Below are 12,960 nucleotides of genomic sequence, written 5' to 3' on the forward strand. Positions count from 1 at the left end.
TCCGGCGCGTTCGACGCGGCGCGGGCGGCAGCCCCGTCACGACGCCGCCGAGCGCCGGTCCTCGTCGTGGGACTGCACGAACGAGCGCTCGCCGTGCGCGGCGAGCTCGGCCAGGGCCGCGGCGCGGTCGCCGGAGGCGACGACATCGAGCAGACGCGCGTGGCGGGCCACGTGCGTTTCGAGCGACTCGTGGAAGCGCTCGCGGGCGATGAGGTTGAGCGACATGCACAGGATGATCTGCTGCTGCACCGAGGCGTAGATCGCTTCGAGACGCGCGTTGCCGGCGATCCGGATCAGCGCCGAATGGAAGGCGTAGCCGGCCTGCACGAGCGCACCGCGGTCCTTCTCGCGCGCGCAGCGCTCCATCTCGGCGAGCGCCTCGCGGGCGGCATCGAGGCGTGAGGGATCGCGCAGCGGGATGCCCGTCTCGAACGCCACGCGCTCCAGCGCCGAGCGGATCGGGAGGATCTCCTCGACGTCGCGGTCGGTGAGCGTGCGCACATAGGCGCCGCGGCGCGGCGCGCGGTCGATCAGTCCCTCGTTCTCGAGCAGGCGCAGCGCCTCGCGCAGCGGGGGACGGCTGATATCGAGCTCGTCGGCCAGCTGCTCCTCACCCAGGCGTGTGCCCGGTCTCAGCTCTCCGGCCAGGATCCGCTTGCGGATCGTGTCCGCCGCGATCGTCACCAGGCTGGGGGCCTTGATGCGGTGATCCTGTGCGCGCTCGTCTGCGTCGCCGGTCATGGTCAGTCTCCGATCCCCGACATCACGTGTTGGGAAGAAGTTAGCGGAAGATGCTTGCCTTCTGTCTTTCGTATGTTGTAGACAATATGCGAAACGTCCGACGAAGGGCGAACCGAATCCGAACGGAGACGCAGATGTCCGAGTCGAGAGCCCGCGTGGGCGTGCTGGGCCTGGGAGCCATCGGCCTGCCCATCGCCCTGCGCCTGGCCGAGGCCGGCTTCGATCTCGCCGTGCACGATGCGGATCCGGATCGGGTATCGCGCGTTGCCGACGCGTCCTCCGGAGCCGCCGCCGTGCTGTCGTGCGCCACGCTCTGCGTCGTCACTCCCGACGAGACGGGCCTGCTCGACCTGCTCGGGCGCGACGTCGAGACCGGCGAGGTGCAGACCGTTGTGCTCATCAGCACGGTGGTGCCGCAGAAGGCGCGCGAGGTCGCGGAGGTGCTCTCGCGTCGCGGAGTGGCGCTGGTCGAGGCGCCCGTCAGCGGCGGCCCGGAGAAGGCCCGCGCAGGCGAGCTCACCGTGCTGGTGGGCGGTGACCCCGCGCCGGCGCGTGCCGTCATCGACGCGCTTGCGGAGACGGTCCACCCCCTCGGCGAGATCGGCGCGGCCTCCGCGGTGAAGCTCGCCAATCAGCTGGTGCTGTTCTCGGCGCTCGGCGCCCTGCACGAAGGCCTCGCGCTGGCCGCCGCACACGGCGTGAGCGAGGACGCCGTGCTGGCGGTGCTGCGTGGCTCGACCGGCGACACCTGGGCGGGCCGGCACCTGACGTTCTTCGACGATCTGACGCGCTCGTACGACGACGCCCGCGCCGATGCGGCGGGGCGCCCGTGGCGGAAGGATCTCGCCGAGTTCGTGCAGGCGGCCCGCGACGCGGACATCGACGCGGGGATCGCGGCCGCCGTGGCCGGACTCGCGGGGGACCGCATCGAAGCTCACGCCCATGACGGAGGCAACGCATGACCCAGCTCGACCTGCGCGCCGACGCTCGGCGCGACACGACGACGCCGCCCGCCGCCGCGCCCGCGCGGCCCCGGCGGAGCAGGCGCCGAGGCGGCGAGAAGTGGGTGGCCTACGGCTTCCTCGCTCCCTGGATCGCCGGACTGCTGCTGCTCACCATCGGTCCGATGCTCTACTCGCTGTACCTGTCGTTCACCGACTACAACCTGCTCGCACCGGCTCCGAACTGGATCGGCTTCGACAACTACGCGAGGCTCTTCACGACCGACGCCCGGGGCATGGCGTCCATCATCGTCACGGTCACCTACGTGCTGATCGCCGTGCCGCTGATCCTCGTCGTCTCGATGCTGGTCGCGCTGCTGCTGAACTCGCGGATCGGGTTCCTCACCGGCTACCGTGCCCTGTTCTATCTGCCCTCGCTGCTGGGCGCCTCGGTCGCGGTCGCCGCACTGTGGCGCGTGGTCTGGGGCGACGCGGGCATCGTCAATGAGGTGCTGCGCTTCTTCGGGATCGAGCACAAGAGCTGGACCGGCAGCCCCGACACGGCGCTGATGACGATCATCGCGCTGGCGGTGTGGGCGTTCGGCTCGACGATGATCATCTTCCTCGCGGGCCTGCGCCAGGTGCCGCCCGAGCTCTACGAGGCGGCCGAGATGGATGGCGCCGGCAAGCTGCGCCGATTCTTCTCGGTGACCGTGCCGATGATGACGCCGATCATCTTCTTCAACTCGCTGATGGTGACCATCCACGCCTTCCAGGCGTTCACGCCCGCGTACATCATCAGCGGCGGCACCGGCGGCCCGGCCGACTCGACCCTCTTCTACACCCTGTACCTCTACCAGCAGGGCTTCGCTCAGCTGAACATGGGCTACGCCTCCGCGCTCGCATGGGTGCTGGTCGCGGTGCTCGCGGTCTTCACGGGCCTGTTCTTCTGGACGTCGAAGTTCTGGGTCTTCTACGGAGACAAGTGATGACGACCACGATGACCCTCACGGTGCCGCCCGAGAAGCGCCGTCCGCTGCGGTTCGCGTCGCGACCCGTGAAGAATCCGATCCTGAAGGCGATCATCCGCCATGCGCTGCTGATCGCGCTGCTGGTGATCATCCTGTACCCGCTGCTGTGGATGGTCGGCGCCTCGCTGCGCCCCAGCAACGAGGCGTTCAACGGCATCGGCCTGCTGGGCAGCCGGCTCACCCTCGAGAACTTCGCGCAGGGCTGGTCGACCGGCTCGTATGACTTCTCTCGGTACTTCGTGAACTCCACGTTCGTCACGCTGCTGACGATCGCCGGCAACCTGTTCGCCTGCACGCTCGCGGCCTACGCGTTCGCGCGGCTGGAGTTCCCGCTCAAGAACCTCCTCTTCGCGATCATGCTCGGCACGATGCTGCTGCCCATGCACGTCACGCTCGTGCCCCAGTACGTGCTCTTCAACAACCTCGGATGGGTCAACACGTACCTGCCGCTGGTCGTGCCGCACTGGCTCGGGGTCGAGGCGTTCTACATCTTCCTGATGGTGCAGTTCATCCGCGGTCTGCCGCGCGAGCTCGACGAATCGGCCCGCCTCGACGGCTGCGGTCACGTGCGCATCTTCCTGCGGATCATCCTGCCGCTGTCCCTGCCCGCGATCGGCACCACGGCGATGTTCACCTTCATCAGCGCCTGGAACGACTTCCTCGGCCCGCTGCTCTACCTGAACCAGGACGAGCTCAAGACCGTGCCGCTCGCGCTGAGCACCTTCCTCGACGCGACCGGGGCCAGCACCTACGGGCCCCTCTTCGCGATGGCCACGCTCTCGCTCGCGCCGATCGTCGCCTTCTTCATCGTCTCTCAGCGACTGCTCATCGAGGGCATCGCCACCACCGGTCTCAAGTGACCGGGCACTCCCCAGCACCATTCACCGTTCTCGGAAGGAACACCATGAAGATCACGCGCAGCACCGTCGCTGTCGCCCTGTTCTCCACTGCGGCCCTCGGTCTCGCGGGCTGTGCCGGAGGCTCCACGCCCGCCGCCGGCGGCGACGGCGGCGACCCGGCCGCCCCGCCGAAGGTCGAGGGCGAGATCTCGATCGCCTGGTGGGGCGGCGACAGCCGCAACGCGAAGACCAACGCTGTCATCGACATGTTCGAGGAGCAGAACGCGGGCGTGACGACCGACCGGCAGTCGGCCGACTTCGGCGCCTACTGGGACAAGCTGAACGTGCAGGCGTCCAGCAAGTCGATGCCCTGCGCCGTGCAGGTTCAGGGTCGCCAGGTCAACGACTACACGAAGCACCAGCTGCTGCTGCCGCTTGATCCGTTCATCGAATCGGGCCAGATCAGCGTCGACGACATCCCCGAGGCGGTGCTCGACAACGGCCGCGGCACCGACGGCAAGCTCTACTTCCTCCCCTACGGTGCCGCCTACGACGCGGTCGGCGTCAACGAGACGCTGGCCGCCGCGGCCGGGGTCGAGCTGCCTGCCGAGGGCTACACCTGGGACGACTACTTCTCGTTCCTCGAGGACGCCTCGGCGACCCTGCCGGAGGGGACGAAGGCCGTGGACTCCTCCGGCGGCCGCCCGAACTTCTTCATCGGCTGGACCCTCTCCAACGGCAAGTCGCTGTTCGGAGACGACGGCAAGCTCGGCTTCTCGGAGGACGACCTCTCCGAGTACTGGACGATCTGGGATGACCTGCGCAAGGCCGGCGTGACCGAGACGCCGGAGCGCGCCGCCGAGGAGCCGACCGCCACCGATCAGAGCTACTTCGCCAACGGCGAGCTGCTCAGCGACACGCTTCCGGGCAACGCGCTGACCCCCGCGTCGGCCACGCTCGCGGGCAAGGGCGACGCGAAGATCACGACCCTGCCGTACCCCTCGGGCTCGGCCGGATCCGGCAACGCGCTCTACCCCTCGGGCTTCGCGATCCCCGCGTCCTGCGACAACCCCGACACGGCCGCGGCGTTCCTCGACTTCTTCACGAACGACCTCGAGGCCGGCAAGACCTTCGCGGCCGACAACGGCGCGCCGACGAACACCAAGGTGCTCGACGCCCTGCTCGCCGACACATCGCTGCCCGAGACGAAGAAGCACGAGCTGGGGCTCTACCAGCAGATCGTCGAGAACGAGCCGCAGTCGATCGTCTTCCCTCCCGGGTACCAGGCGACCTTCGAGGCCTCGTTCAAGCGCGCGTGGGAGGACATCAGCTTCGAGCGCACGTCGATCGAGGACGCCGTGACCACGTTCTTCAGCGAGGCGAACGCCTCGCTGGGCCAGTGACCGCGTCGATCCGCTGACCTGACAGGAAGGCTCTGCATGTCCATCCAGCCCCCCGCCGGCGCCCTCGAGGGCATCCGCGTGCTCGACCTCAGCCAGATCATGTCCGGCCCGTTCTGCACGATGATGCTCGCCGACCTCGGTGCCGACGTCGTCAAGATCGAGAACCCGAACGGCGGCGACCAGACCCGCAGCTCGTGGGGCTACTCGGTCGTCGGGGACGACAGCAGGGCCTTCCTGTCGCTCAACCGCAACAAGCGCAGCGTGCGCCTCGACCTGAAGCAGGAGGACGATCTCGCCCGGTTCTTCGAGCTGGTGCGCGATGCCGACGTGGTGATCGAGAACTTCCGACCCGGGGTCGCCGATCGGCTCGGGGTCGGATGGGACGCCATCCGCGCCGCCAACCCGCGGGTCGTCTACGCGAGCATCTCGGGCTTCGGACAGACCGGGCCGTACTCGACCTACCCCGGCTACGACCTCATCGCGCAGGGCATGACGGGCGTGATGAGCATCATGGGCGAGGAGGGCCGCCCACCCGTGAAGTCGGCGATCCCGATCGCAGATCTCGGATCCGGTCTCTTCTGCGCCGTCGGCATCCTCGCCGCGCTCATCGAGCGCACCCGCTCGGGGGAGGGCCAGCGGATCGAGACCTCGCTGTTCGAGTCGGCCCTGGCCATGTCGGTGTGGGAGTCGACCGAGTTCTGGTCGACGGGCGTCAGCCCCCGCGCGCTCGGCTCGGCCAACCGCATGTCGGCGCCCTACCAGGCGCTGCGCACGGCCGACGGGTACCTCACGATCGGGGCGAACAACGAGAAGCTGTGGCGCCTGCTGTGCGAGGTGCTCGGGGCCCCGCATCTGCTCGCCGACGAGCGCTACGCCGACAACAACGCCCGGATGGACCACCGTGTCGAGCTGGCCGAGGAGCTGGAGGCCCTCTTCGCGGGATCCACCACCGACGACTGGGTGCAGCGCCTGCTCGCCGCCGGCGTGCCGGCGGGGCCGATCCGCGACTACCGGCAGGTGCTCGAGGAGGACGCCCATGTGAAGGCGCGCGGCATGATCGCCACCGTCGAGCACCCCGTCGAGGGGACCACCAAGGTGCTCGCTTCGCCGATCCGCCTGTCGCGGACCCCGGCCGAGGTGCGCACACCCCCGCCCCTGCTGGGCGAGCACGACGATGAGGTGCTCGGCGCCCTCGCCGCGGGAGCCGGCGCATGACGGATCCGGATCCGCACGTCCTGTCGGCGAGAGAGGGAGACGTGCTCACCCTCACCCTGACCAACCCGGGGCGGCGCAATGCGCTCACCTGGGACATGTACGAGCAGCTGCAGCACGCCTGCGTGGCCGCCGCCGCGGACGCGACGCTGCGCGCCGTGGTCATCCGCGGCGGCCAGGGCGACGGGTTCGCCGCCGGCACCGACATCGCCCAGTTCGCGGGCTTCGACGGGGCGGCCGGCGTGGCCTACGAGCACCGCGTCGGCGCGGTGCTCGGCGCCCTTCGCGACATCCCCGTGCCCACCATCGCGGCGGTCTCCGGCGCGGCCGTCGGCGCGGGCCTCGCGATCGCCGCGACCTGCGACCTCGTCATCGCCGAACGCGGATCCGTCTTCGGCGCGCCGATCGTGCGCACCCTCGGCAACTGCCTGCCCGCGCCCGTCGTGGCCCGGCTCGTCGCGCGCCTCGGCGCATCGCACACCGCCTCGATCCTGCTCGGCGCCCGCCTCGCCCTCGCGGAGGAGCTGGGGGGCTTTGTGCACCGCCTCGCCGAGCCCGGCGAGCTCGACGTCGCGCTCGCCGAGACCCTCACGGCCACCGGGCGCTCCGCGCCCCTGGCCCTGCGCAGCCTGAAGCAGACGCTGCGTCGTCTCGAGGACGCGATCCCCGTCCCCGGCAACGACGATCTCCTCGAGGCCTGCTACGGCAGCGCCGACTTCGCCGAGGGCGTCGCCGCCTTCACGGCGAAGCGCCATCCGCACTGGAAGGGAGCATGATGCCCGCCATCGACGCGCACCAGCACTACTGGCGCACCGCCGCCCAGGATCAGCCCTGGCGCACACACGACCACGCCGGCCTCGATCGCGACTTCGGGCCCTCCGACCTCGCCCCGGCGCTCGCCGCGCACGGGATCGACGGCACCGTCGTTGTGCAGTCGGTCGACGGACCCGACGAGAACGACCGGCTCGTCGGCTATGCGGCCGAGCCGAGTGTCGCGGGCATCGTCGGATGGCTGCCGCTGCAGCATCCGGATGCGGCGCGCGCCGAGCTCGAGCGCGTGACGATTCCGAAGCACGTCGGCGTGCGCTGTCTCATCGGCCGCGACCCCCTGGGCTGGCTCGCGGACGCGGACGTCGTCTCGCTTTTCCGGGATCTCGCCGCCCGGGGACTCGCGTGGGATGTCGTGCCGCTCACCGACGAGCAGACGTCGGCCGTCATCGCGCTCGCCCGCGCGGTTCCGGAGCTGCAGATCGTCGTCGATCATCTCGGTCGCCCCCCGATCGAGACCGCCGACTGGCAGCCCTGGCGCGACCGGATCGACGCGCTCGCCGCGTGCCCGAACATCGCCATGAAGGTCTCGGTCGGGCTGGACGTGCTCACCGCGTGGCCGGCGTGGAACGCCGACGAGATCCGCCCCGCCGTCACGCATGTCGTCGATCGGCTCGGCCCCGAGCGGCTGATGCTGTCGAGCAACTGGCCCGTCGTCACGCTCCGCGCCGACCACGAGACGGCATGGGCCGACATCGGCTCGCTGCTCGATGAGCTTCTGCCGCACGCCGCCGATCGCGCCCGCGTGCGCGGCGGCACCGCGGAAGCGGCGTACCGCCTCGACCGATTCTGATTTCCGAACCACCGATAGAGATCCCTCAAAGGAGAGATGACCCATGCCCGCAGCACCCGTCTTCGAGAAGGCCGACCCCACCGACCTGCGCAGCCTGTACCAGCACCTGCGTGTGTGCGACGTGGTCGACGCCCTGGACGGCATCGGCTACTTCAACATCGGCCTGATGGATCCGGAGGTGCGTCCCCTCTGGTCCGGCATGAAGTTCTGGGGCGAGGCGGCCACGATCCGCGCCGTGCCGTCGAACCGCCCGATGTGGAAGCTCGACACCACCGCCGACATCGTCGCCGCGCACGGCCGCTGGTTCGCCGAGGTGCCGCACCCGAAGCTCCCCGTCGACCTGAAGCCGGGCCACGTCATCGTGATGGACGCCGGCGGCGGGCCCGAGGTGGGCTTCTGGGGCTCCGAGAACGCCATGGCCTCGGTCGTCGCCGGCGCCGTCGGCATCATCACCGACGGCTACTGCCGCGACACCGGCGAGGTCACGGCTCAGAAGAGCCCCGTCGTCGCCCGCCACCGCGGCCGCACCATCATCCCCGGCCGCATCATGGTCGTCGAGACGCAGACGACGATCGCCTGCGGCGGCGTGCAGGTGAACCCCGGCGACATGATCGGCGCCGACGACGACGGCGTGGTGGTCGTGCCCCGCCACGTCGCCGAGGAGGTCGCCGTGCACGCCCGCGAGATCCTGCTCGCCGACATGCGCGCGCGCAAGCGTCACTACGACAGCCTCGGCATGACGCCCGACAGCTCGGTCGACGTCGACGCCGTGCTCGCGTACTACGCCGACCTCTGATGCCCCACCTCGCATCCGAGCTGCTGCCCGCCGACCTGGAGGCCGCGACCGTCGTCGCGCGCCTCCGGGTGCCCGGCGAGCGCGGGGCGCGCGTGGCCACCGTGCGCGGTGGCCGCTTCGTCGACATCACCGCGCACGGTCCGACCGTCGCCGACCTGTTCGACCGCGCCGACCTGCTCGCCGTCGTCCGCGAGGCAGACGCGGGGGAGTCGTGGGCGGTGGACGACGTCGTGCGGGCGACGCTGGACGGATCCGGATCCGCGCCCGTCCTGCTCTCCCCGATCGACCTGCAGGTCGTCAAGGCGGCGGGCGTGACCTTCGCGCGCAGCATGATCGAGCGGGTCATCGAGGAGCGCGCCCAGGGCGACGCGACGCGCGCCGCCGAGATCCGCGAGAAGGTGCTCGGCGTGGTCGGCGCCGCCCTGACCGACCTGCGGCCCGGTTCCGCGGAGGCGGCCGAGGTCAAGCGCATGCTCATCGCCGAGGGGCTGTGGTCGCAGTACCTCGAGGTCGGGATCGGACCGGATCCGGAGATCTTCACGAAGGCTCCGGTGCTGTCGACCGTGGGCACGGGCGCGCCGATCGGCGTGCTGTCGCGCTCGACGTGGAACAACCCCGAGCCCGAGGTCGTGCTGGCGGTGACTTCGGCCGGCCGGCCCGTCGCCGCGACGCTCGGCAACGACGTCAACCTGCGCGACTTCGAGGGCCGCAGCGCGCTGCTGCTGGGCGAGGCCAAGGACAACAACGCATCGGCGGCGATCGGGCCGGTGCTGCGCCTGTTCGACGAGGGGTTCGGCCTCGACGACGTGCGCGGTCTCGAGATCGCGCTGCGCATCGAGGGCGAGGACGGGTTCGTGCTCGACGACGGCAGCTCGATGTCGCAGATGAGTCGCACGCTCGAGGAGCTCGTCGCGCACACGATCGGCGCCCACCACCAGTACCCCGACGGCTTCGTGCTGTTCACCGGCACGCTGTTCGCTCCGACGCAGGATCGCGACAGCCCCGGCATGGGCTTCACCCACCGGCGCGGTGACGTGGTGCGGATCTCGACCCCGGCCCTCGGCACGCTGGTCAACACGGTGCGCGCGGCCGAGGAGTGCCCGCCGTGGGAGTTCGGCATCCGCGCGTTCTTCGCCGACCTCGCGGCGCGGGGGCTCGGATGAGCGGGCCGGCGCTCGTCGTCACCGACCACGCGTTCGGCGGCACCGCGCACGAGCAGGCCGCGGCCGATGCGCTCGGCCGCGAGCTGATCGTGCACCAGGTGGCGGCCGACGACGAGCCCGGCGCCCGCGCGGCCGTGGCCGGGGCGGACGTCGTGTTCGTGAACTTCGCGCCCATGACCGCCGCGGTGCTCGAGGCGCTCGGGTCGGGTGCGGTGGTGATCCGCTACGGCGTCGGCTACGACAACGTCGACCTCGACGCCGCGCGCCGGCTCGGGGTGCGGGTGTGCAACGTGCCCGACTACGGTGTGGACACCGTCGCCGATCACGCCGTGTCGTGCCTGCTCGCGCTGCTGCGGCGCACCGGCCCCTACACCGCCGCGATCGTGGCCGACGGATGGGTGACCCCGGGCGGCCTCGGGCCGCTCCGCGACTTCCGCGACACCACGGTGGGCCTCATCGGCACCGGACGCATCGGCCTGTCCGTGGCCGCACGACTCGCGCCCTTCGGATTCCGCGTCATCGCCTTCGATCCGTATGCGGATCCGATCCGGCTCGCCTCTCACGGGATCACGGCCGTCTCGCTCGAGGAGCTGCTGGCCCAGGCGCACGCGGTGTCGCTGCACGCGCCGCTGACCGACGCGACGCGGCGGATCATCGGCGGTGAGAACCTCGCGCGGATGCGGTCCGATGCGGTGCTCGTCAACACGGCCCGCGGGGGGCTCGTCGACCAGGAGGCCGTCGCCGAGGCGCTGCTCGCGGGTCGCCTCGGAGGCGCGGCGCTCGACGTCTTCGACCCGGAGCCCCTGCCGCCCGCGTCGCGACTGCGCGAGGCGGGCAACGTGATCCTGACGCCCCACGCGGCGTTCTTCTCGGACCGCTCGCTCGACAACCTGCAGCGCCTCGCGGCCGAGGAGGCGCTGCGAGCCGTCCGCGGCGAGCCGCTCCGCTGCCCGGTGGGGTGAGTCCGGCACGGCGGTCGCCGCGCGCCGTGGTGGGAGCGCGAGGGCCGGGGCACTCGGACGGGCGACCATAATCGAGCTGTTCCCGAAGACCAGCCCGCAAGGAGATCCGGTGCCCCACATCCCGACGCCCGCGACCGACTGGACGCGCAACGACTGGGCCGCGTTCGCCGACCGCCTGCTCGCCGGATCCATGGCGCACGCGTCGCCCGGACGTGGACGCATCACGCCTCCCGGCGCCGAGGGCGGCTACGGCCGCGATGTCGACGGCCTCGAGGGCTTCGCGCGCACCTTCCTGCTGGCGGGCTTCCGCATCGCGGGCGAGCGGGGAGAGGGGGTCGACCACCTCATCGACTTCTTCTCGCAGGGCATCCGCACCGGTGTCGATCCGGATGCGCCCGACCGGTGGGTGCGTATCGACGAGCACGGGCAGGCGAAGGTGGAGGCGGCGTCGCTGGCGCTGATGCTGGATCTCACGCGCGAGTGGATCTGGGATCGTCTCGACGCGCAGACCCAGCGGCGGGTCATCGACTACCTCTCACCGGTCGTCGGCGACGACACCTACCCGAAGACGAACTGGCTGTGGTTCCGCGTGGTGGTGCAGACGTTCCTGCGCTCGGTCGGCGGGCCGTGGTCGCAGGCCGACATCGACGCCGACCTCGCCCTGCACGACGCGCTCGTGCGCGAGGGCGGCTGGATCTCCGACGGCGTCGAGCGCGCGTTCGACCACTACGTCGGCTGGGCCCTGCACCTGTACCCCGTGCTCTGGTCGCGGATGCGGGGCGCGGCCGAACTGGCCGCCGACCGCCTGCCGGGCTACGTCGCGAACCTCGACCGCTTCCTGCAGGATGCGATCGCCCTCATCGGCGGCGATGGCTCGCCCCTCATCCAGGGCCGCAGCCTCGTCTATCGCTTCGCCGCCGCCGCGCCGTTCTGGGTCGGCGTCATCGCCGAGGTGCCCTCGCTCAGCCCCGGCGCCCTGCGTCACGCGGCCGCCCGCATCGTGAGCCACTTCGCGCAGCACGGCGCCCCGGATGAGCGCGATCTGCTGACCCTCGGCTGGCACGGCGAGTGGCGCCAGCTGGCGCAGTCGTACTCGGGCACCGCCTCGCCGTACTGGGCCGCCAAGGGGCTGCTCGGGCTGGCGCTTCCCGCCGACCACCCGGTGTGGGCGGCCCCCGCCGAGCCGCTGCCCATCGACCGCGGCGACGTGCTGCGCGCGATCGCGGCCCCCGGCTGGGTTGTCTCCGGCACCGCCGCCGACGGCATCGTGCGCGTGTACAACCACGGCACCGACAAGGCGCGCGCCGGGTCGCTCGGCGGCGACTCGCCCCTCTACGCCCGCATCGGCTACTCCACCGCGACCGCCCCCCTGCTCGACGAGCGGGCGTGGACGGATCCGCTCGAGCACTCTGTGGTGCTCGTGGACGACGACGACCAGCCCACGCACCGCTCGGCCCTCGAGCTCATCGGCGCCCGCGTGCTCGGCGACGGCACCGCCTGGGCCGCCTCGACGTGGCTCGCCCACACACTCTCGGCGAAGCCGACCCCCCGTCACGGCCAGGGTCTCGCCGGCGATGCGACCGTGCTCGCGCGCATCACGACGCATTCCGTCGTGCGCGGCCTCTGGGAGGCCCGGATCATCCGGGTCGACCCGATCGAGCAGGGGCCCGAGATCGACGAGCTCACGCTGCGCATCGGCGGCTGGCCGGTCGCCGGCGACCGGCCCTTCGCGCAGAACGTGGAGCACGCGGCCCGCGTCGCCGCGGGCGAGCTGACGAGCATCATCCGCACCATCGGCGACGACAGCGTCGAGCCGCTTGTCGAGACCCGCCTCGACGCCAGCCCGCTCGGCGCGTTCGCGGCGGTGCCCTACGTCGAGGTCGATGTCGACCCCGGCGCCTGGCACACCGCGTTCGTGGAGCTCGCCCGCACCGGTGAGGCCGTCAGCGACCTGGGCCTGCCCACCATCGCGGCCACCGACGGATCCGGCGATCTCCGCCTCGACGTCACCTGGCCCGACGGCATCCGCACCTCCTCGTCGGTCCCCGCCTCCCCGCGCTGACTCGTCCTCCTGCCCCGACCTGCCGCGGGGGTGGGGCGTTTCGACTCCTCGCTGCGCTCGTCGCTCAACGAGCGGGTGGGTGGTGGGTGCGGCGGGTTGCGGCGACCGCTCCGCCCCCCGCCCGCGCCCCCGGGCTTGCCGCGGGGGTGGGGCGTTTCGACTCCTCGCTGCGCTCGTCGCTCAACGAAG

General features: G+C 71.3%; 12 protein-coding genes. 11 read left to right on the forward strand and 1 reads right to left on the reverse strand.

The annotated features are described in order from the left end of the window. Positions 1–36: 36 nt before the first annotated feature. A complete protein-coding gene (locus J5V96_RS03415; RefSeq protein WP_208500218.1) occupies positions 37–741 on the reverse strand; it encodes a GntR family transcriptional regulator in 705 nt (234 codons plus the stop codon). A 134-nt stretch (positions 742–875) separates the two neighbouring features. On the opposite strand from J5V96_RS03415, the gene J5V96_RS03420 reads away from it, so the two are divergent. The 11 genes from J5V96_RS03420 to J5V96_RS03470 all read left to right on the forward strand — a co-directional run bounded on the left by J5V96_RS03420 (position 876) and on the right by J5V96_RS03470 (position 12,771). Beyond that, positions 876–1,703, forward strand: a complete 828-nt coding sequence (locus J5V96_RS03420) for an NAD(P)-dependent oxidoreductase (RefSeq protein WP_208500219.1) — start codon at positions 876–878, stop codon at positions 1,701–1,703. Further along, positions 1,700–2,671 (forward strand): carbohydrate ABC transporter permease, encoded by a 972-nt coding sequence (locus J5V96_RS03425; protein WP_208500220.1) that lies wholly within the window; start codon positions 1,700–1,702, stop codon positions 2,669–2,671. The genes J5V96_RS03420 and J5V96_RS03425 overlap by 4 nt, the downstream gene beginning before the upstream one ends. Beyond that, positions 2,671–3,573, forward strand: a complete 903-nt coding sequence (locus J5V96_RS03430; RefSeq protein WP_208500221.1) for a carbohydrate ABC transporter permease — start codon at positions 2,671–2,673, stop codon at positions 3,571–3,573. Before J5V96_RS03425 ends, J5V96_RS03430 begins: the two co-directional genes overlap by 1 nt. A 44-nt stretch (positions 3,574–3,617) precedes the next feature. Next, a complete protein-coding gene (locus J5V96_RS03435; RefSeq protein WP_208500222.1) occupies positions 3,618–4,955 on the forward strand; it encodes an ABC transporter substrate-binding protein in 1,338 nt (445 codons plus the stop codon). Between the two features lie 36 nt (positions 4,956–4,991). Continuing rightward, the gene (locus tag J5V96_RS03440) at positions 4,992–6,170 is read left to right on the forward strand and encodes a CaiB/BaiF CoA transferase family protein (RefSeq protein WP_208500223.1); all 1,179 of its coding nucleotides are present in this window, start codon (positions 4,992–4,994) and stop codon (positions 6,168–6,170) included. After that, positions 6,167–6,943 carry an enoyl-CoA hydratase-related protein gene (locus tag J5V96_RS03445; protein WP_208500224.1) on the forward strand — a complete coding sequence of 259 codons (777 nt, stop codon included), beginning with the start codon at positions 6,167–6,169 and terminating at the stop codon, positions 6,941–6,943. The genes J5V96_RS03440 and J5V96_RS03445 overlap by 4 nt, the downstream gene beginning before the upstream one ends. Continuing rightward, complete coding sequence (locus tag J5V96_RS03450; protein ID WP_208500225.1) at positions 6,943–7,788, forward strand: amidohydrolase family protein; 846 nt, start codon at positions 6,943–6,945, stop codon at positions 7,786–7,788. The genes J5V96_RS03445 and J5V96_RS03450 overlap by 1 nt, the downstream gene beginning before the upstream one ends. A gap of 43 nt (positions 7,789–7,831) precedes the next feature. After that, positions 7,832–8,584: an RraA family protein gene (locus tag J5V96_RS03455; RefSeq protein WP_208500226.1), complete on the forward strand. Its 753-nt coding sequence runs from the start codon at positions 7,832–7,834 to the stop codon at positions 8,582–8,584. Further along, complete coding sequence (locus J5V96_RS03460) at positions 8,584–9,747, forward strand: fumarylacetoacetate hydrolase family protein (RefSeq protein WP_208500227.1); 1,164 nt, start codon at positions 8,584–8,586, stop codon at positions 9,745–9,747. The genes J5V96_RS03455 and J5V96_RS03460 overlap by 1 nt, the downstream gene beginning before the upstream one ends. Continuing rightward, positions 9,744–10,709, forward strand: a complete 966-nt coding sequence (locus J5V96_RS03465) for a C-terminal binding protein (protein WP_208500228.1) — start codon at positions 9,744–9,746, stop codon at positions 10,707–10,709. Before J5V96_RS03460 ends, J5V96_RS03465 begins: the two co-directional genes overlap by 4 nt. Before the next feature lie 109 nt (positions 10,710–10,818). Beyond that, the gene (locus J5V96_RS03470; protein WP_307793419.1) at positions 10,819–12,771 is read left to right on the forward strand and encodes a DUF2264 domain-containing protein; all 1,953 of its coding nucleotides are present in this window, start codon (positions 10,819–10,821) and stop codon (positions 12,769–12,771) included. Positions 12,772–12,960 lie beyond the last annotated feature (189 nt).

Source organism: Microbacterium stercoris (assembly GCF_017592545.1).
GTDB classification, from domain to species: Bacteria; Actinomycetota; Actinomycetes; order Actinomycetales; family Microbacteriaceae; genus Microbacterium; species Microbacterium stercoris.

Bases quoted from the DNA above. Each gene is read 5' to 3' on its own strand.
- J5V96_RS03415 (WP_208500218.1), bottom strand. From the start codon at position 741: ATGACCGGCGACGCAGACGAGCGCGCACAGGATCACCGCATCAAGGCC.
- J5V96_RS03420 (WP_208500219.1), top strand. From the start codon at position 876: ATGTCCGAGTCGAGAGCCCGCGTGGGCGTGCTGGGCCTGGGAGCCATC.
- J5V96_RS03425 (WP_208500220.1), top strand. From the start codon at position 1,700: ATGACCCAGCTCGACCTGCGCGCCGACGCTCGGCGCGACACGACGACG.
- J5V96_RS03430 (WP_208500221.1), top strand. From the start codon at position 2,671: ATGACGACCACGATGACCCTCACGGTGCCGCCCGAGAAGCGCCGTCCG.
- J5V96_RS03435 (WP_208500222.1), top strand. From the start codon at position 3,618: ATGAAGATCACGCGCAGCACCGTCGCTGTCGCCCTGTTCTCCACTGCG.
- J5V96_RS03440 (WP_208500223.1), top strand. From the start codon at position 4,992: ATGTCCATCCAGCCCCCCGCCGGCGCCCTCGAGGGCATCCGCGTGCTC.
- J5V96_RS03445 (WP_208500224.1), top strand. From the start codon at position 6,167: ATGACGGATCCGGATCCGCACGTCCTGTCGGCGAGAGAGGGAGACGTG.
- J5V96_RS03450 (WP_208500225.1), top strand. From the start codon at position 6,943: ATGCCCGCCATCGACGCGCACCAGCACTACTGGCGCACCGCCGCCCAG.
- J5V96_RS03455 (WP_208500226.1), top strand. From the start codon at position 7,832: ATGCCCGCAGCACCCGTCTTCGAGAAGGCCGACCCCACCGACCTGCGC.
- J5V96_RS03460 (WP_208500227.1), top strand. From the start codon at position 8,584: ATGCCCCACCTCGCATCCGAGCTGCTGCCCGCCGACCTGGAGGCCGCG.
- J5V96_RS03465 (WP_208500228.1), top strand. From the start codon at position 9,744: ATGAGCGGGCCGGCGCTCGTCGTCACCGACCACGCGTTCGGCGGCACC.